At 68.8% G+C, this 18,874-nt stretch carries 18 protein-coding genes; all 18 read left to right on the top strand.

Translation table 11 applies throughout. The annotated features are described in order from the left end of the window. Positions 1 to 26: 26 nt before the first annotated feature. A complete protein-coding gene (locus LLH23_18785) occupies positions 27 to 1,040 on the top strand; it encodes an NDP-sugar synthase (GenBank protein MCE5240510.1) in 1,014 nt (337 codons plus the stop codon). Next, the gene (locus LLH23_18780) at positions 1,040 to 2,176 is read left to right on the top strand and encodes an aminotransferase class V-fold PLP-dependent enzyme (GenBank protein ID MCE5240509.1); all 1,137 of its coding nucleotides are present in this window, start codon (positions 1,040 to 1,042) and stop codon (positions 2,174 to 2,176) included. The genes LLH23_18785 and LLH23_18780 overlap by 1 nt, the downstream gene beginning before the upstream one ends. 20 nt (positions 2,177 to 2,196) lie before the next feature. Then, entirely contained in the window at positions 2,197 to 3,798 is a 1,602-nt protein-coding gene (gene serA, locus LLH23_18775) for a phosphoglycerate dehydrogenase (GenBank protein MCE5240508.1), read from the top strand. Then, positions 3,795 to 4,562, top strand: a complete 768-nt coding sequence (surE, locus tag LLH23_18770) for a 5'/3'-nucleotidase SurE (protein ID MCE5240507.1) — start codon at positions 3,795 to 3,797, stop codon at positions 4,560 to 4,562. Before serA ends, surE begins: the two co-directional genes overlap by 4 nt. Before the next feature lie 21 nt (positions 4,563 to 4,583). Next, complete coding sequence (locus tag LLH23_18765; protein ID MCE5240506.1) at positions 4,584 to 5,489, top strand: radical SAM protein; 906 nt, start codon at positions 4,584 to 4,586, stop codon at positions 5,487 to 5,489. Between the two features lie 50 nt (positions 5,490 to 5,539). Then, the gene (locus LLH23_18760; protein ID MCE5240505.1) at positions 5,540 to 5,989 is read left to right on the top strand and encodes a hypothetical protein; all 450 of its coding nucleotides are present in this window, start codon (positions 5,540 to 5,542) and stop codon (positions 5,987 to 5,989) included. Positions 5,990 to 6,016: 27 nt separating this feature from the next. Beyond that, on the top strand, positions 6,017 to 6,328 hold the full coding sequence (locus tag LLH23_18755; GenBank protein MCE5240504.1) for a nucleotidyltransferase family protein: 312 nt from the start codon (positions 6,017 to 6,019) through the stop codon (positions 6,326 to 6,328). Further along, on the top strand, positions 6,325 to 6,660 hold the full coding sequence (locus LLH23_18750) for a DUF86 domain-containing protein (protein MCE5240503.1): 336 nt from the start codon (positions 6,325 to 6,327) through the stop codon (positions 6,658 to 6,660). The genes LLH23_18755 and LLH23_18750 overlap by 4 nt, the downstream gene beginning before the upstream one ends. A gap of 228 nt (positions 6,661 to 6,888) precedes the next feature. Beyond that, complete coding sequence (locus LLH23_18745) at positions 6,889 to 8,541, top strand: CTP synthase (GenBank protein ID MCE5240502.1); 1,653 nt, start codon at positions 6,889 to 6,891, stop codon at positions 8,539 to 8,541. Between the two features lie 73 nt (positions 8,542 to 8,614). Then, positions 8,615 to 8,860 (top strand): ribbon-helix-helix domain-containing protein, encoded by a 246-nt coding sequence (locus tag LLH23_18740; protein MCE5240501.1) that lies wholly within the window; start codon positions 8,615 to 8,617, stop codon positions 8,858 to 8,860. Then, complete coding sequence (locus LLH23_18735) at positions 8,857 to 9,117, top strand: type II toxin-antitoxin system RelE/ParE family toxin (protein ID MCE5240500.1); 261 nt, start codon at positions 8,857 to 8,859, stop codon at positions 9,115 to 9,117. The genes LLH23_18740 and LLH23_18735 overlap by 4 nt, the downstream gene beginning before the upstream one ends. A 77-nt stretch (positions 9,118 to 9,194) precedes the next feature. Continuing rightward, positions 9,195 to 11,573 (top strand): UvrD-helicase domain-containing protein, encoded by a 2,379-nt coding sequence (locus LLH23_18730; GenBank protein ID MCE5240499.1) that lies wholly within the window; start codon positions 9,195 to 9,197, stop codon positions 11,571 to 11,573. Positions 11,574 to 11,688: 115 nt separating this feature from the next. Next, entirely contained in the window at positions 11,689 to 13,038 is a 1,350-nt protein-coding gene (locus LLH23_18725) for an insulinase family protein (GenBank protein MCE5240498.1), read from the top strand. Beyond that, the gene (locus LLH23_18720) at positions 13,035 to 14,375 is read left to right on the top strand and encodes an insulinase family protein (protein MCE5240497.1); all 1,341 of its coding nucleotides are present in this window, start codon (positions 13,035 to 13,037) and stop codon (positions 14,373 to 14,375) included. The genes LLH23_18725 and LLH23_18720 overlap by 4 nt, the downstream gene beginning before the upstream one ends. A 21-nt stretch (positions 14,376 to 14,396) precedes the next feature. Further along, positions 14,397 to 14,852 carry a dTDP-4-dehydrorhamnose 3,5-epimerase family protein gene (locus tag LLH23_18715; GenBank protein ID MCE5240496.1) on the top strand — a complete coding sequence of 152 codons (456 nt, stop codon included), beginning with the start codon at positions 14,397 to 14,399 and terminating at the stop codon, positions 14,850 to 14,852. Positions 14,853 to 15,151: 299 nt separating this feature from the next. Next, complete coding sequence (locus tag LLH23_18710; GenBank protein ID MCE5240495.1) at positions 15,152 to 16,303, top strand: 1-deoxy-D-xylulose-5-phosphate reductoisomerase; 1,152 nt, start codon at positions 15,152 to 15,154, stop codon at positions 16,301 to 16,303. A 43-nt stretch (positions 16,304 to 16,346) separates the two neighbouring features. Next, entirely contained in the window at positions 16,347 to 17,750 is a 1,404-nt protein-coding gene (rseP, locus tag LLH23_18705; GenBank protein MCE5240494.1) for an RIP metalloprotease RseP, read from the top strand. A 237-nt stretch (positions 17,751 to 17,987) separates the two neighbouring features. Further along, positions 17,988 to 18,839: a class II fructose-bisphosphate aldolase gene (locus LLH23_18700; protein MCE5240493.1), complete on the top strand. Its 852-nt coding sequence runs from the start codon at positions 17,988 to 17,990 to the stop codon at positions 18,837 to 18,839. Positions 18,840 to 18,874 lie beyond the last annotated feature (35 nt).

Here is an 18,874-nt window from a genome sequence, read left to right as displayed (position 1 = left end):
GTGGGCGCGCCGGACACTGATACAGCATGGCTTCCGCTACCATCGAACAGGCCGTCCTGCTGGTAGGGGGGCTGGGCACGCGGCTGCGGCCGCTCACGTACCAGCTCCCCAAGGCGCTCATGCCGGTGGCCAACCTGCCCCTGATCGCCTACGAGATCGTGCCCCTGGCGCAGGCCGGCGTGAAGCAGATCATCCTGGCCATGGGCTACCGGGCCGAGCTGCTACAGTCCCACCTGGGCGATGGCAGCGCGTGGGGCGTCGAGCTGGTCTATGTGGAGGAGCCCGAGCTGCTGGGCACCGCCGGGGCGCTCGGTAACGTCCGGAAGCACATCAGCGGGCCGTTCTTCGCCTGCAATGGCGACATGATCTACGATGTGGACCTGCGGGCCTTCGCCGCCGATCACCTGCGGCGCGAGGCGCTCATCACCTTCTGCCTCCGGCGGACCGACGACATCGCCCACTTCGGGCTCATCCAGTGGGACGATGCGGGGCGGGTCACTGCCTTCAAGGAGAAGGTGCCGCTTGACGAGACGGGCCGCAACACGGTGAACTCCGGCTTCTACCTGATGTCGCCGGAGGTGCTGGACCACATCCCGTCGGGGCAGGTGTACTCCAGCGAGCACGACCTGTTCCCGGATCTGCTGAGCCAGGGCCGGGCGCTGTACGCCCATGTGCCCGCGCAGGACGGCTACTGGGCCGATGTCGGGCGGGTGGACACCTATCTGCAGGCCAGCCGGGATGTCATCGCCGGCAAGCTGAGCTGGCTCCGCCCGGCGGTCAAGAGCCCCGTCCCGGCGACGGTGACGCTGGCCGGGCCGGTGGACATCGCCGCCGACGTGACCCTCGGGGAGGGTGTGTGCCTCGGCGGGGAGACGGCGCTGGGCGCGGGGGTGGTGGTCGAGGCGGGGGCGGTCGTGACCGAGAGCGTCGTCTGGCCGGGCAGCCGCATCGGCCCCCAGGCGCGCGTGCATGGCAGCATCATAGCCGGGGCCACGGTGCCGGAGGGCGCCGAGGTGACAAACGAGGTGATCGTGCCGTGATGGACCCCCTCCTGATGATCCCGGGGCCGACGATACTGCCCCGTGAAGTGCGCGAGGCGCTGTCGCAGCCCAGCATGTACCATCGCGGTGAGGCCTTCGCGGAACTGCTGGAGGACTGCACCGTGGGCCTCCAGCGACTGTTCGGCTCGGAGCAGCCCGCGCTGATCCTGACCAGCTCGGGCACCGGCGCGGTCGAGGCCGTCATCGTCAACGCCCTGTCGCCCGGCGACCGTGTGCTGGCGATCAACGGGGGCAAGTTCGGCGAGCGCATGGGCCAGATCGCCGCGGCCTTCGGGGCCGAGGTGGACGTGCTGGAGGTCCCTCCGGGCCAGGCAGCGAATCCTGATGTGGTACGGGAGCGCATGAGCGAGGGCGGCTACCGAGCCCTGCTTTTCGTGCTCAATGAGACCTCGACCGGCGTGCAGCAGGATGCCGCGGCGCTGGCCGAGGCCGCCGGCCATGCCGGGGCCCTGTCCCTCGCCGACTGTGTCAGCGCCATCGCCGGCATGCCCATCGAGCTGGACGACGCGGGCCTGAGCGCCGCGGCGGCCGGCTCCCAGAAGGCCCTCATGCTCCCGCCCGGGCTGGCCTTCGTGTGCCTGAGCGAGGGGGGCTGGGCCGCCGCCGAACAGGCGCGCATGCCGCGCTTCTACACTGACCTGCCCAGGGCGCTGGCCTCGCTACGCAAGGGCCAGACGCCGTACACGCCCAATGTGAACATGATCGTGGCGCTGCAGGCCTCGCTGCGGCTGATCGAGAGCGAGGGCCTGGCCCACTTCCAGGAACGCCATCGCCGCCTGGCGCGGGCCTGTCGGGCCGCAGCCCGGGCGGCCGGGCTGCAGCTTCTTGCCGCCGATGACAGCGCCAGCGACCTCGTGACCGCGATCCAGTCGCCGCCGGACATGGATTCCGGGACGCTCGTCAAAGCCCTGCGCGAGAAGCACAACATCGTCATCTCCGGCGGGCAGGATGCCCTGAAGGGCAATATCTTCCGCATCGGGCACCTGGGCGCAGTGCAGGTCAGCGATCTGCTGCGCACCTGGGAGGCCGTGGGGAAGGAACTGGGCGAGTTGGGCCACGGCTGCGACGTGGAGGCGGTGCTGACGGAGCTGGAAGACGTGTATCACGGGCTGTAGAGGCTGGGTAGACGACCGACATGCCACGCATACTGGTTTGTGACAATCTGGCCGAGGAGGGCCTGGCGATCCTGCGCGAGGCCGGCGAGGTCGAGGTCCGCACCGGGCTGTCCGAGGCGGAACTGGTGGCGCTCGTGCCCGGCTTCGAGGCGATCGTTGTCCGCAGCGCGACCAAGATCACCGCTCCGGCCATCGAGGCCGCGACCGCCTGCCGGGTGATCGCCCGCGCCGGGGTCGGTGTGGACAACATTGATGTCCCGGCGGCGACACGCCGGGGCCTGCTGGTGGTCAACTCGCCGGCGGGGAACATCCTGGCGGCGGCCGAGCACGCCGTGGCGTTGATGCTGGCGGCGGCGCGGTGTCTGCCCCAGGCCAACGCCGCGCTCAAGGGCGGCGTGTGGGACCGCAAGTCCTTCGCCGGGCGGCAGATTCAGGGCAAGACGCTCGGGCTGGTGGGCCTGGGGAACGTGGGGGCCGAGGTGGCCAAGCGCGGCCGGGGCCTGGGCATGACCGTCCTGGCCTACGACCCGTACGTGACCGAGGAGCGGGCGGCGGCGGTCGGCGCGCGGCTGACTGATCTGCCGACGCTGCTGGGGGAGAGCGACTTCGTCAGCCTCCATGCCACCGCCAGCGCCGAGACGGAGCATCTCCTCGGCGCCGAGCAGTTGGCCCGGCTCAAGCCCGAGGCCATGCTCATCAACACCGCCCGGGGCTCGCTCATAGACGAAGCGGCCCTGGTGGCGGCGCTGCGGGCAGGCCAACTGGCCGGCGCGGCGCTCGACGTGTTTGCCGAGGAGCCAACAGACAACCGCGAGCTCGTCGAGCTGCCCAACGTCATCGCCACCCCGCACATGGGGGCCATGACGCAGGAGGCGCAGGTGAACGTGGCGATAGACGCTGCGCGGCAGGTGGCCGATGTGCTGGCCGGGCGGCCGCCGCGCTGGCCGGTCAATGCGCCTGCCCTGCCGCCGGAGGCGCTGCAGGCCGTGGCGCCGTTCCTGCCGCTAGCGCGGGCGCTGGGGCAACTGGCGCGGGGCCTGCAGCAGGGACCGCTGCGGCGGGTCGAGGTGCTCAGTTCGGCCGACCTGGCGCCCGAGTACCTGGCGTATGTCGGCGCGACGGCCCTGGCCCAACTACTGGGCGGGGTGGCCGATGAGCCGGTCAACGCCATCAACGCGCCCCTGCTGGCCCGCGAGCGCCGCATCGAGGTGGCGCAGACGCGCCTGGACAACGACCGGGGCTACACGGACGTACTGGAGCTGCGCGTGGCGGCGGATCAGCCCACCACTGTGGCGGGTGCCCTCCTGGAGCGCGGTCACCCGCGCATCATCGAACTGGACGGCTACGGCCTGGACCTGCCGCCCGAGGACATCGCCCTGCTCATTTGGCGACACGCGCCGTCGCGGCCGGGCTTCATCGGCATGGTCGGGACCGTGCTGGGCGAGGCCGGGGTGAACGTCTCGGCCATCCAGGTGAGCCACGAGGCGCCCGGCGAGGTGGGCCTAATGGCCCTGACGGTGCAGAGCGAGGTGCCCCTGGCGGCCCTGCGGCAGATTGCGCAACTGGATGGCGTGACCCGGACGCACACGATGGTCTTCACGTTCGACGGGGGGAACGCATGAGAGTTCTCGTCACCAATGACGATGGCGTGTTTGCCGAGGGGCTGCGGGTGCTCGTGGGCGAGCTGGCGCAGGTCGCCGAGGTGCTCGTAATCGCCCCGGAGCGGCAGCAGAGCGCCACCGGCCATGCCATCACGCTGCATAAGCCGCTGCGGCTGGAGCCGGTGCACCTGGAGCACACCATCGGCGCCTATGCCAGCAACGGCACCCCGGCCGACTGCGTCATCCTCGCCAGCCTGAGCGATCTGCCCCAGCCCGACATGGTCATCTCGGGGATCAACGCCGGTGCGAACCTGGGCGAGGAGGTGCTCTACTCGGGCACGGTCTCGGCGGCCATGGAGGGCGCGCTGCAGGAGATCCCCAGCGTCGCCGTCTCGGTCTGCTCGTATGACAACGTGCTCTATGAGGGCGCGGCGCGCTTTGTGCGGAGGCTGGTCACGGCCGTGCAGGACGAGTGGCCGCTGCCGCCGGACACCTTCTTCAACATCAACATCCCCAATGTGCCGCCCGCCGCACTGAAGCCCGCGCTACTAACGCGGCTGGGCCGCCGCAAGTACAGCAACGTGCTCAGCAAGCACACAGACCCGCGCGGGCGCCCCTACTACTGGTTCAGCGGCTCGCCGCTGGAGTCCGACGCCGCCGAGGGCACGGACATCCAGGCCGTCCAGGACGGCCACATCTCCATGACCCCGGTGCACTTCGACCTGACGGGGGACCTGGGGCACGACCAGTTGCCGGGCCTGATGGAGCGGCTGGCGGGCGCGTAGGCCGTGTCGGCGGGGGCACGCATGCAGCAGTACCCCTCCTACCTCAACCTCGCCCCCGACGACTGGGCTGAGCGCCTCGAGGCGGCGCGCCGCCTGCTGGCGCCCTGCACCCTCTGCCCGCGCCAGTGCCGCGTGGACCGTCGCGCCGGCGAGACCGGCTTCTGCGGGGGCGGAGCGCTGGCGCGGGTGGCCAGCGCTGGCCCGCATTTCGGGGAGGAGCGTCCGCTCGTGGGCCGGGGCGGCTCAGGCACCGTCTTTCTCTCCGGCTGCAACCTCGGCTGCCTGTTCTGCCAGAACTATGGCATCAGCCACCACCTCGGGGGCGAGGCAGTGACCGCCCAGGGCCTCGCCGGGATCATGCTGAGCCTGCAGCGCCAGGGCTGCCACAACATCAACCTCGTTACCCCCACGCACTTCCTGCCGCAAGTCCTCGAGGCCGTCCACGCCGCAATTCCCTTAGGTCTGCATCTGCCCATCGTGTATAATTGCGGGGGTTACGAGGCGCTGGCGGCGCTCCGACTGCTGGAGGGCGTGGTGGACATCTACATGCCCGACGCCAAGTTCCTGGACGCCGGGGTCGCCCAGCGCCTGTGTGATGCGCCGGACTACCCCGAGCGCATGCAGGCAGCCGTGCGCGAGATGCACCGGCAGGTGGGGCCGCTGCAGGTGGATGCCGAGGGGATCGCCCGGCGGGGGCTGCTCGTGCGGCACCTGGTGATGCCCGCGGGCTGGTCCACGAGCCCGGAGGTCATGCGGTTCCTGGCCTCGGTGGACGCCGACATCTACGTCAATGTGATGGATCAGTACCGCCCGTGCTACCGGGCCGCCGAGGTCGCCGAGATCGCGCGCCGCGTGACCGTCGAGGAGGTCCAGCAGGCGCGACAGGCGGCGCGGGCAGCGGGGCTGAGACGCCTGGATCGCGGCTGAAGAGCCGGAATTCTGAGGAGGTATCTGCCGTGGGTGACATGATGAGCCGGATGCGTGACCTGGGTCGCCTCTTCCTGCGCAGCGCCAAGGAGACCGGGGAGTCGGCGGCTGAGATGATCGAGCAGCGGACGCAGATCCAGCGGCTGGCCGGGCAGGTGCGGCGGCTGGACAAGGAGCGCAACGGCCTGATCCGGCAGATCGGGGCCAAGGTGTACGGCCTGCACGGGCAGGGCAAGGTGCGCAACCAGGACGTGCTGGTGGACTGCCAGCGGATTGACGCCATCATCGCCGAGATCGCCAAGGTCAAGCATGAGATCGAGTTGGTCCGGGCTGCCAGCCTGGAGAAGGGCGTCGAGATCCCGGTACTCGAGGACGAGGCGCCGCTGACCGAGGAGGAAGCCGCGCCCGAGGCGGGAGCGGCGGCTGGAGCCGAGGAGGCCAAGGAAGAGGCGCCTGCTCCGAGCCCCGAGCCCGAGGCGTCTGCCGACGAGACGGCATAGACTGAGGCGCCGGAGGAGCCCCCTCTCATGGCTCAGACAACAGGCTGTCCCCCGACGCTCGCGCAGATCCGCGCCCGGCGGGAGGAAATACTGCGGCTGGCCGAGGAGTACAAGGTGAGCAACGTGCGGCTCTTTGGCTCGGTCGCGCGCGGGGAGGCGGCTGCGGGCAGTGACGTGGATTTCCTCGTTGACGCCCGCAAGGGCTGCTCTCTGTTTGACCTCGGCGGTCTACTCATGGACCTGCAAGACCTGCTGGGCTGCGAGGTGGATGTCGTCACGACCGGGGGGCTGAGGGAGCGCATCCGCGACCGCGTGCTGCAAGAGGCGGTCGCCCTATGAGGTCCGACCGCGAGCGTCTCCTCGACATCATCGAGGCTGCGGACCACATCGGCCGGTATGCGCGGCTGGGCGAAGAGCGTTTCCGGCGGGACGAACTGGTGCAGACGTGGATGCGGCACCATCTGCAGATTCTGGGCGAGGCGGCCGCCGCCCTGAGCGAGGGGGCCCGCCAGCGCATGCCGGACATCCCGTGGCGCCAGATCATCGGCATGCGCAATATCCTCGTGCATCAGTACTTCGCCGTGGACCTTGATGTAGTCTGGCAAGCTGCCTCCCACGACGCTCCGGAGTTGCGGGTGGCGGCCGAGGCGCTGGCTGACCAGGTCACGTAGCTGCGTGGCCTGCCGCCGTCTGCCAGCCGCCGGGGATTCGCATGATTGTCACGCTTTTGGGGGCTGGTGCTATTCCTCGATTTGGTGTAAGATACAGTCCAACGTAGTCGCGGACGGCCTCGGCCGTCCTCCCCTCGTTTTTTTTTTCTCAACACGTGTCGCAGCACGGATCGCGTTCTTAGGCGGACTTCGTAAGGTCCGCATTGATCCCATTTGGGCAGGTGCATCATGGCCAAGTACGTTTTCGTGACCGGTGGCGTGGTTTCCGCAATCGGCAAGGGCATCACCACTGCTTCGCTCGGACGCCTTCTCAAAGACCGGGGCTACCGCGTAGGGCTCATCAAGGTGGACCCGTACATCAACGTGGATGCCGGACTGATGAACCCCTTCCAACATGGCGAGGTGTATGTCACCGATGACGGGGCCGAAACCGACCTGGACCTGGGGCACTACGAGCGCTTCGTAGATGAGCCCCTGTGCGACCTGTCCAACATCACCACCGGCAAGATCTACGGCTCGGTCATTGACAAGGAGCGGCAGGGCGACTACTACCTGGGTAAGACCGTGCAGGTCATCCCGCACATCACCGATGAGATCAAGGAACGCATTCGCCAGTACGCCAACGGCAAGGACGTGTGCCTGGTGGAGATCGGCGGCACGGTCGGCGACATCGAGGGCCTGCCCTTCTTGGAGTCCATCCGTCAGATGCGCCGCGATGTGGGCCCCGAGAATGTGTGCTACGTTCATGTCACGCTGATCCCGTACCTGGGCACGGTGGGCGAACTGAAGACCAAGCCGACGCAGCACTCGGTCCAGGAGCTGCGACGGGTCGGTATCTCGCCCGACATCCTGGTCGCCCGCACGGCCTACCCGCTGGACAAGAGCATCCGCGCCAAGTTGGCGCTGTTCTGCGACCTGCCCATCGAGAACATCATCGAGGCCGTGGACCTGACCAGCTCGCTGTATGAGATCCCGATGGCGATGGAGCGTCAGGGCATCGCGGACCTGGCCACCGATACGCTGCACCTGCCGCGCCGCCCCCTGAGCATGACCGAGTGGCAGGACATGCTCGGCCGGCTGAACCACCCCAGCGGCACGGTGCGCATCGCCATGGTCGGCAAGTACATGGACCTGCACGATGCCTACCTGTCGGTGACCGAGGCCATCCGCCACGGCGGCATCCACAACCGGGTCAATGTCGAGATCAAGTATGTGGACTCCGAGAAGGTCACCGATGAGACGGTAGACGAACTGCTGGGCGATGTCTGCGGCATCCTGGTGCCCGGCGGCTTCGGCGACCGCGGCATCGAGGGCAAGATCCGCGCCGCGCAGTACGCGCGCGAGAACGGCATCCCGTACCTGGGCCTGTGCCTGGGGCTGCAGATCGCCGTGATCGAGTTCGCCCGCCACGCCTGCGGCCTGGAGGGCGCCCACAGCCGGGAGTTCGACGAGGGCTCCCCGCACCCGGTGGTCATCTACCTCAAGGAGCAGGAGTACATCACGCGGCTGGGCGGGACGATGCGCCTGGGCGCGTACCCGTGCGTGCTCAAGGAGGGTTCGCTGGCCGAGAAGCTGTACGGCAGCCGCGAGATCTCGGAGCGCCATCGCCACCGTCTGGAGGTCAGCAACGCCTACCGCGAGCAGCTGGCGGAGCAGGGCATGGTCTTCTGCGGCACCTCGCCCGAGGGCGACCTGGTGGAGATGATCGAGCTGCCGGACCACCCGTTCTTTTTGGCGAGCCAGTTCCACCCGGAGTTCAAGTCGCGCCCGAACCGCGCGCACCCGATGTTCCGGGGCTTCATCGCGGCTGGGGTCAAGTACTGCCAGGCGCACGGGATCGCGATGGAGTGCGCGGGCGAGGGGACGGAGGCAGGGCTGTAGGGCGTCCGGGCGACTTGACGGGCGGTCGGGCGGCTTGTATGATGATATGTACATACATACAGGGAGTTGCGCTATGCCCCGCTTGGCCGATCCTCAGGCCCGTAGAGTAGCCGTCAACATCAACCTATCGGTCGGTCTGTTGCAACAGATAGACCAACTGGCCGAAGCACTGGGTACCAGCCGTTCGGCGCTGATACGAAGCGCCATCGAGCAGGTGCTGGAGGACGCCTCCGATATCGCCGTCGCCGACGCCAGGATGGCCGACCCGAACGACCCCGTCATTCCGTGGGAGCAGGTCAAGGCGGAGATGGGGCTTTGAGGTACACGATATCCTTCAAGGGCAGCGCGCGGAAGGAAGCTGTCGGCCTGCCCCAGGATGTCAGGACGAGTGTCGGGGACTTCATCGAAGGTCTCCGTGACGACCCCCGTCCGCTTGGCTGCACGATGTTGCAGGGCAAGTTGCGTGGCTACTACCGTGGTCGGGTCGGGGCGTACCGCATTGTCTACGCCGTTGACGACGCGGCCCACGAGGTCACCATCGTCCGCGTGGCCCCGCGCGGCCGCGTGTACCGCTAGCCGGGCCGAGAACGCCTGGCGACTACCGTACGCACCCCGCGCCGGGGTGCGTACCTTGTTCCTACCTGGTGATCCATTTGGCATCTCTGCTCGACAAGCTCAATCCCGAACAACGCAAGGCCGCCGCCATCATTGACGGGCCGGTGCTCATCTTCGCCGGGGCCGGCAGCGGCAAGACCCGCACGCTCACCTACCGCATCGCCCACATGGTCGAGGAGTGCGGCATTGACCCCGGCAACATCCTCGCCGTCACCTTCACCAACAAGGCCGCCGGGGAGTTGAAGGAGCGCATCAAGGGGCTCATCGGCGCCCGGGCCAAGGGCCTGTGGGCGGGGACCTTCCACTCCATCTGCGCCCGCATCCTGCGCGCCGAGGGGGAGGCCATCGGCATCCCCCACAATTTCTCCATCTACGACGACTCCGACCAGCTCGCCATCGTCAAGGAAGCCCTCTCGCTGCTGGACGGCGACTCCGACGGCGAGGAGAAGTACTCCCCCACCGAGATCCTCAGCCGCATCAGCAACGCCAAGAACGAGCTGGTCGGGGTGCAGGAGTACCGGCGCACCAAGAAGGGCAGCCTCGACGACATGGCCCAGCGGGTGTACGCCCACTACCAGCGCCGCCTGGCCGCCAATCAGGCGCTGGACTTCGACGACCTGCTGATGCGCGCGGTGGAGCTGCTGGACACCAAGCCCTCGGTGCTGCGCCGCCTCCAGGACCGCTTCGACTATGTGCTGGTGGATGAGTACCAGGACATCAACCACGCGCAGTACCGGCTGGTGCAGCTTCTGGGCGGCAAGCGCAACAACATCTGCGTGGTGGGCGACGACGACCAGAGCATCTACGGCTGGCGCGGGGCCAATGTGGGGATCATCCTGGCCTTCGAGCAAGACTACCCGCAGGCGCAGGTCATCAAGCTCGAGCAGAACTACCGCAGCACCCAGAAGATTCTCGAATGCGCCTATGAGGTCATCAAGCAGAACGAGGCGCGGGCCGACAAGCGCCTGTGGACCGAGAACCAGCCCGGCGACGACATCGTCATCTACAACGCCATCAACGAGGAAGAGGAGGCGGAGTGGGTCGTCAACATGATCCGGGCCCAGACCCAGTGCGGCAATGCCCGGCCCGGCGACTACGCCATCCTCTACCGCACCAATGCGATGTCCCGCGTCTTTGAGCAATATCTGCTGGAGGCGGGCGTGCCGTACGAGATCGTGGGCGGGCTCAGGTTCTACGACCGCGCCATCATCAAGGACGCGCTGGCCTTCCTGCGGGCGTTGAACAACACCGCCGACGGCATCTCGCTGCGCCGCATCATCAATGTGCCGACCCGCGGCATCGGCGACAAGACCGTGTCGGCGCTGGATCGGCTGGCCCACCGGGAGGAGATCTCGCTGGAGGAGGCGTGCCGGCGGGTGCACGAGATCGAGGAGCTGGCCCCCCGCGCCGTTGCCGCAGTCGCCGACTTCATGGACATCATGCGCCGGCTGCGCGACCTGGTCGAGCACATGCCGCTGCCCGAGCTGGTCCGCCAGACGTTCGAGCAGACCGGCCTGCTGCCGCACTACGTCAACTCCGAGAAGGCCGAGGACAAGTACAAGGCCGACAACCTCATGGAGCTGGTCACGGTCGCCGCGCGCTTCACCGAGCGCAATGAGGAGCCGACGCTGACGGGCTTCCTGGAGCACGTGGCCCTGATCGCCGACATTGACCAGGCCGAGAAGATGGACAGCCAGGTGTCGCTGCTGACGCTGCACAGCGCCAAGGGCCTCGAGTTCCCCATCGTGTTCATGGTCGGGATGGAGGAGGGCGTGTTCCCCCACGAGCGCTCCATGGGCGACGCTTTCCAGATCGAGGAGGAGCGCCGGCTGTGTTATGTGGGAATAACCCGGGCGCGGCGGATGTTATACATTACACATGCCCGCTCGCGCATGATCTTCGGCAGCCGCCGCCCGCAGCGGCCCTCGCGGTTTCTGGAGGACCTGCCGGGGCACTGCATCGAGCGGCGGGGCGAACTGAACAGCTTGCTGTCGCCCCAGCCGCCCGCGGATGAGGATGACGCCACGGGCCGCCAGCCGGGCCAGCGGCAGATTGACATCGTGGCCCTGATCAACAGAGCCAAGCACAACGGGCGGCTGCTGGCCGAGCGCGAGGCCGCCGAAGCGGCCGACGCCAAGCCGGCGCCCGCAGCGCCCGAGCCGCCCGCGGAGCGTGGTCGCCGCCGGGCTCGCCCGGAGCCCAACCAGCCGATCCCGGTCAAGCCCAAGAAGAAAGCGGACGGGGCCGAGAAGCCGGCCGCCGCGTGTCCGTACCGGGCGGGCAGTCGCATCGTGCACAAGAAGTTCGGCGGGGGCGTGGTGGTCTCGGTGGGTGAGGGCGAAGACCCGGAACTAGTCATCGCTTTCCCCAAGCAGGGCGTCAAGAAGATCCTGGCGAGCTACGTGGCGCCGGGGTAGGCCGTCGGGGCGGCAGGTGCGCCGGCGGCGGGGGGCGAAGACGTTGGTGGCTCATCAGCACGGGGACGCAGGGCGAGGCGGCGTCCCCGAGCATCATCTATGGCAGAGGTCGAACATGCGACGGTTCATCTGTCTGGCAGCAGCCTTGCTGCTGGTGGCGGGGGCCCTGGCGGCCCCCCGCGCGCCGATCCTCGATGCCAGCAAGGTCACCGAGAAGACGCTGCCCAACGGCCTGAAGCTCGTGGTCAAGGAGGAGCGGCAGTGGCCGGTCGCGGCCCTGGGGCTGTATGTCCGGGCTGGTAGCCGCCACGAGACCGCTGCGACCGCCGGGGCCGCCCACCTCGTCGAGCACCTCCTCTTTGAGACCACCGGCGATGATGAGCAGATGCTCGCGCCGTTCATCGAGTCGCTGGGCGGGCGGATTGACGCCGTCACGCTGCGCGACTTCACCCATGTGGACGTGGTCGTCGCCAGCCGCTACCTCGAGCGCGTGCTGCCGGTGCTGCTCAAGGCGGTCTTCGAGGCCGGCTTCACCGAGCAGCAGATGATGCGCGAGGTGTCGGTGGTGAAACGCGAGATCGTGGACCGCCGCGACCGCGTGGACCTGTACCTGGACGAGATGCTCTGGCAGTTGGCGTTCGACAAGCATCCGTACGGCCGGCCCATCGGCGGCCTGATCGCCGATGTGGACAAGCTGACCTACGACACCGCCAACCAGTTCTACCGGCGCTTCTATGTGCCGGGTAATGCGACGCTGCTGGCGGCGGGGGATGTGGACCCGACGTGGCTGGAGGGGCGGGTGAAGCAGCTCACGGCCGCTCTGCCGGCGCGGGACACGGGCTGGCAGGAGCCGCCTGTGGACCCGCCGCTGACGCAGACGCGCGTCAAGGCCGAGCCGGTCTCGCGCGACATCAGCCTGCTGTCGTTCGGCTGGCGCGCCCCGGCGATTGACGACAAGCCGGCGGTGTGTGCCACCGATCTGATCTATACGCTGCTGGGACAGAGCGGTGTGGGGCGGCTGAACACCCGGCTCATCAATGAACAGAAGGTGCTGCTCACCGCCGATGTGGAGTTCCTGACCCAGAAGCAGCCCGGCTTGCTGACCGTTACCGCCGTGGTGCGGCCCGGGCGGGAAGAGGAGGCGCAGGTGGCGATCGTCAAGGAGATGCAGCGCCTGGCCGAGGAGCCGGTGAGCGACCAGGAACTGGACCGGGCCAAGCGGCTGCTATACGCCGAGTACGCCTTCAGCAACGAGGCGCTGGACGACCAGGTCGGCTCCATGGGCTTCTACGCCAGCATTGACACCTACCGCTTCGCGATTGACTACATCGAGCAGGTGATGCAGATCACCCCGGCACAGCTCCAGCAGGTTGCGGCGCGTTACTACAAGCCGGACAACTATGCTCTCGCGATCATGCGCGGGACCAAGGGCAGCCAGCCCGATGCAGCGGCGATGCTGCCATGAGACACCTGCTCCCGATTGGCCTGTCCATTCTCGTCCTCACCTCGGCGCAGGCGGCGCCCAACTTCAAGCGTGTGGTCCTGCCTAACGGCCTAACGGTGCTGGCCGTCGAGGACCGGGGCTCGGCGGTCGCCGGCCTGCACCTGGCCGTGCGCTACGACCCGGCGGGCATCGCCCCCACGCGGGCTGGAGTGGCGGCACTGAGCCAGCAGGTCCTGCAGGTGCAACTGCGTGAGCTGCTCAAGCAGGAGCCGTGGGAGCAGTTGGGGCAGCAGTTGCGCGGGACCCGCGCCGGCCTCGTCGCCAACACCGAGTGTGACTACTGCGAGATCCGCGGTCACGTGACCGATGACATGCTGCCGCAGGCGGTGCAGTTGGCCGGCCGGATGCTGCTGGGCCAGCAGCCAGTGAAGCCGGAGGACCTGCAGGCCGCCCGCGAGCTGCTCCTGGCCAACGAGCGCGACGACACCAACACCGTGGTCGAGCAGACCTACTACAGCCTCCTCAAGGCCTGTTTCGGGCGCCGGGCGCCGCTGGCGCAGCCGGTGCAGGGCACGGCGGAGACGCTCAAGGCCCTGACGGCTACCGATGTCGCCGCCTTTCGCGCGACCTACATGACGCCGGGCAACGCGGTGCTGACGCTGATCGGCCCGCGCGCGACGGGCGACCTGGTGGACCTGGCGGCGCTGGCGACCTCGGCCTGCCCGGCCGGCCGGACGAGGGTCCCGACGCAGACCGCAAGCCTCGGCGCGGCGCCCCGCATCTACGTGGCGCAGGCCCCGGGCTGGCGCGGCGTTTCGGTGATGGTCGGAGTCCCCGCTCCAGGCTACGGGACGCCCGATTTCCTGAAGGCCCAACTGGTGTATACGCTGCTGGAGGGCAAGGGGGGACGGCTGGAGCGGGATCCGGCGCTGCGCGCCGGACTGGGCCTCAACCGCATCGCCAGCCGTGGCGACGAGCCCGCGGCCGTGACGGCCATCGCCCCCATGGCGCAGCCCCGACCGCTGCTCATCCTGCACATGGTCATGGCGCCTCGGCAGATGGAGCAGGCGCGGATGGCGCTGCTCCGGCAGTTCGTCGTCCTGCAGTCCGAGCCGCCCACAGCCGCCGAGATGGAGCGCGCCAAGAGCCGCCTCATCAACTCCTATGCCCGGCTGCGCCTGGACTACGCCGGCCTGGCCAAGGCCATCTCGTGCTACGAGCTGTACGGCGGCGACGTCAACCTGGCGTGGCAGGCCGAGAGCCGCATTGAAGCGATCACCGGCCAGGACCTGGTGGCCCTGGCCCAGCAGTGGTTCACGACTCACGCCATCGGCGTCCTGATGCCCGGTGATGAGTGACAGCGGCGGGAGGGTTGGCCCATGATTGAGGGTGTGGTCATCAAGCAGCTGACCCGGCATGTGGATGAGCGCGGCTACCTGATGGAGATCCTCCGCAGCGACGACGAGCTCTTCCAGCAGTTCGGGCAGGCCTACGTGTCCGCCTGCTTCCCCGGTATCGTCAAGGCCTGGCACTGCCATCGCCTGCAGGTTGACTACTTCTGCTGCCTGGCGGGCAACCTGAAGGTCGGCCTGTATGACGACCGGCCCGACAGCAGCACCCGCGGGCAGACACAGAGCGTCGTCATCGGCGCCCTGAGCCCGGCCCTGGTGTGCATCCCGCCGCTGGTCTGGCATGGTTTCATGGCCGTGGGCGGCGAGACCGCGGTGGTGCTGAACCTACCCACCGAGCTATACAACTACGCCGCCCCGGACGAACTGCGCCGCGACCCGTTCGACCCGGAGATCCCGTTCCAGTGGAAGTCGGAGGGCTGGTGAGGCGAGAGCGCGGGATGGTCGGATGAGGGGATGAGGGGATGGGGAGATGGGTTCTTCCTGGGTGTAGTGCGGGCTTCCAGCCGGCCCAGAGTCAGACGACCCGACCAAGGGCGGGCTGGAAGCCCGCACTACGGCTTGTCGCGTGGGCGCGCGTGTCCTCACGCGCGCAGATGGGACTGCGGCTTGTCGCGTGGGCGCGCGTGTCCTCACGCGCGCAGATGGGACTGCGGCTCTGGAGAGCCGCGCTCCAGGGATGAGCGCCCTGCGCGCTGCAGACGCAGCATTTCGTCAGAGGTAACATGGTCCGCAAACGTGTCGTCATTCTCGGTTCGACCGGGTCCATTGGCAAGCAGACGCTGGAGATCGTGGCGGCGCACCCGGAGCGGCTGGAGGTCGTGGGCCTCGTCGCCGGGCGCAGCACCGACCTGATCGCTGCCCAGGCGCGTACGTTCGATGTTTCCCGGCTGTGCCTGACGGACGAGGCCGCCGCACACGCCGTGGCCGAGCAGTTGCCCCATGCGCAGGTGCTGGCCGGCGAGGCCGGGCTGGAGCGGCTGCTGGACCAGACGCAGCCGGACCTGGTGGTGGGGGCCATCTCGGGGGCGGCGGGGCTGCTGCCGCTGGCGGCGGCCCTGCGCCAGGGCGTGGACGTAGCCCTGGCCAACAAAGAGCCGCTGGTCATGGCCGGCGCGGTCGTGACGGCGCTGGCCGAGCGCTCCGGGGCGCGGCTGCTGCCCGTGGACAGCGAGCTCTCGGCCATCTTCCAGTGTCTGCAGGGCCAGCCGCGTGAGGCCGTGGAGCGCATCCTGCTCACGGCATCAGGCGGGCCGTTCGCCAAGCTCAGCCGTGAGGAGCTGGCGCAGGTCACGCCGGACCAGGCTCTGCGCCACCCCAACTGGCGCATGGGCCGCAAGGTGACGATTGATTCGGCGACTCTGGCCAACAAGGGCTTCGAGGTCTTTGAGGTCAAGTGGCTGTTCGGGGTGGAGTTCAGCCAGATCGAGGTCGTGGTGCACCACCAGAGCATCATTCACTCGCTGGTGGAGTTCGCCGATAGCAGCGTGCTGGCGCAGCTCGGATGGCCGGACATGCGCACCCCGATTCAGGTGGCGCTCTTCCACCCGGAGCGCGTGCGCAACGAGCTGCCCCGGCTGGACCTGGCGCAGGCCTCGCCGCTGACGTTCGCGGAGCCGGATGTCGCCAAGTTCCCATGCCTGCGGCTGGCGCGGCAGGCCGCGGAGGCCGGCGGCGGCTACCCGGCGGCGCTCAATGGCGCTGACGAGGCGGCCGTCGAGCTGTTCCTGCAGGGCCGTCTGGGCTTCATGGGCATCCCCGATGCCATCGAGCGGGCCCTGAACGCCTATCCAGGCGGTGACGTCCGCAGCATCGAGGAGGCCGTGGCGGCCGATCGCTGGGCGGGCGAGTACGTACGGGCGTGGGCGGCGCAGTAGCGCCGGCAGAGCCCGCACACACACTGAACGCAAAGAGAGCGCGATGCTCAATTCCGTCCTGACCTATCTGAATAGCGGCGCCGCGATCGTCGTGGTGCTGGGCCTGTGCCTGCTGTGCCATGAGGCAGGGCACTTCCTGCTCGCCAAGCTCTCCGGGATGCATGTCGAGGAGTTCGCCCTGGGCTTCGGGCGGGCGCTCCTGCAGCGGCGGCGAGGCGAGACGTTGTACCGTCTGAACATCTTCCCGGTCGGCGGGTACGTCAGGATCGCCGGGATGGAGCCGGGCGCCGAGTATGTGGTGCGCGGCTTCCACACCCGCCCGCGTTGGCAGGGGGCGCTGGTCATTGTCGCCGGCAGCGTGGCCAACATCCTCCTGGCCATCGTGCTGTTCACCGCCGTCACGGCGTGGCAGGGTGTGCCGAACCCGGACGACCAGGGCATCTACATCTCCAAGGTCGCGGCCAGCTCCCCGGCCCAGCGGGCCGGTCTGCGCGGGGGCGACTGCATTGTCGGCGTGGATGGGCAGACCTACTCACTGGAGCTGAGCGCGGTGCAGAGCGGCGCGGGCCAGAAGGCCGGCCTGAAGAAGGACTACATCATCGAGCGCGTGGACGGCGCCGAAGTCAACACCCCGGTCGAGATGCTGGCGGCCCTCCGCCGGGCCAAGGGTGGCAAGGCGGCCGTGATGGTGCTGGATCTGAACGCCACGAGCATCCGGGACCAGGAGAAGGTGCTCTCGCTCCCGGTACCCGCGGGGCTGGGCCGGGTCGCCGACCAGGACGCGCAGCAGGCGCTGCAGCGCAGCTACGGGGTGCAGTTCGCCCCGCTGACCCAGACGGCGCTGGTCGGCTACATTGCCGCGCGGCCCAACCAGCAGGTCACGGTGAACGTGAGACGCGAGGGAGCGCTGCTGGCGCTGCCGGCGCTGACCGAAGTGGGGCACGGGCGGTACACGGCCCGGGATGCCCAGGGGACGCTCTATTCGCGCATCCGCGAGATCGGCCGCATCGGGGTCGTGCTGCGGGGGGCGACGCAGCCGGTCGGCCCGGTGCAGGCGCTCAAGCTCGGGGTGCTCAGCACGGTCGGGTCGGCGGCCACGGTCATCGTCTCGGTACAGGCCATGCTGCGCCATGAGGTCGAGGCGGAACTGGCCGGGCCGGTGGCCATCATGGCCATCAGCGCCGAACGCGCGCGCATCGGCTGGGACGCCGTGCTCAGTTGGGGCGGCATCATCAGCTCCATCCTGGCCGTCATGAACCTCTTCCCCTTCCCCCCGTTCGACGGCTTCCGCATCGTGCTACTGGGCTTCGAGGCGATCATCCGCCGGCGGGTCAGCCCCCGGCTCGAGTTGGCCGTCAGCATCCTCGGCTTCGCCTTCGTGATGCTCCTGTTCGTGGCGCTGACGTACAAGGACGTCAGCAACCTCGTGCGCTATGGCACACCATAGCGAACGCTAGGGCACGCCGTAGCGGCTACCGCGCTGGCCACCGCCCTGTCCTGACTGCAGGTGTCCGCACCTCCGCTCCCGAAACTCTCCGTCGGAATCCAGCCATGTTGCTGCAGGGCTGCGTTCGTCGGGCGGCCCCGCCGGGGCCCGCAACCCCCGGCACGACCGCCTCCGCCGAGCCGGTGGGCGTCTCCCCCACCCACGCCGCCGCCTGAGACCGAGGTACCGGGAGCACTCATGCCTTTGTTGCCCATGTCCGATCTGTTATCCGAAGCCTATGCCGCCGGCTATGCCGTGCCGGCCTTCTGTGTATGGTGCGCCGAGGCGGTACAGACCGTCCTGCGCGTGGCGGAGCGACTGCGTGCGCCCGTCATTCTCATGACTGCTCCCGCGGATTACCCGATGCTGGCGCCGGCCGCGATCGGCGCCGTCGTCCGCGCGCTGCTCCCGGCCTATGAGGTTCGCGCCGCGCTGCTGCTCGACCATGGCGACTCGCTGGAGCGCGTGCGGGAGTGCATGGATGCGGGCCACACGTCCGTGATGCTGGACTACTCGACCCGGCCCCTGCCAGAGAATGTCGCGGCCCTGCGCGAGGTTGTCGGCCTGGCACATCCGCGTGGGGTGAGCGTGGAGGGGGAGCTGGGGGTCGTCGGCAAGGCCAGCGTAACGGCGGTCGAGGGTGGTGAGGGCGCCGCGCTGACCGATCCGGAGGAGGCCGCCGACTACGTGGCCGCGACCGGCGTGGACTGCCTCGCCGTGGCCGTCGGCAATGCCCACGGGCACTACGCAACGCTGCCGCAGCTGGACTTCGGCCGCCTGGCGCGCATCCGCGAGGCGGTCCAGGTGCCCCTGGCGCTGCACGGCGGCAGCGGCACCCCCGACGAGGACCTGCGCCGCGCGATCTCGCTGGGCATCGCCAAGGTGAATGTCGCCACCGATCTGATCACGACGGTGCGCCAGTCACTCCTGGACCAGTGGCAGGCAGGGCGCAACCTGTGGATTCCGCAGGCCATGGCAGTGGCCACGGGGGAGATGGCGGCAGTCGTGGAGCGCTGGATCGAGCGCACGGGCGCGGCGGGCCGGGCGTGACTTGACCAGGATCAGTGGCGCGGGCAGGTCGGCCG

It is taken from the genome of bacterium, assembly GCA_021372615.1.
Taxonomy (GTDB): domain Bacteria; phylum Armatimonadota; class Zipacnadia; order Zipacnadales; family UBA11051; genus JAJFUB01.
Note: the sequence above shows the minus strand (reverse complement) of the source record. Positions and strands in the feature narration are given on the sequence as shown.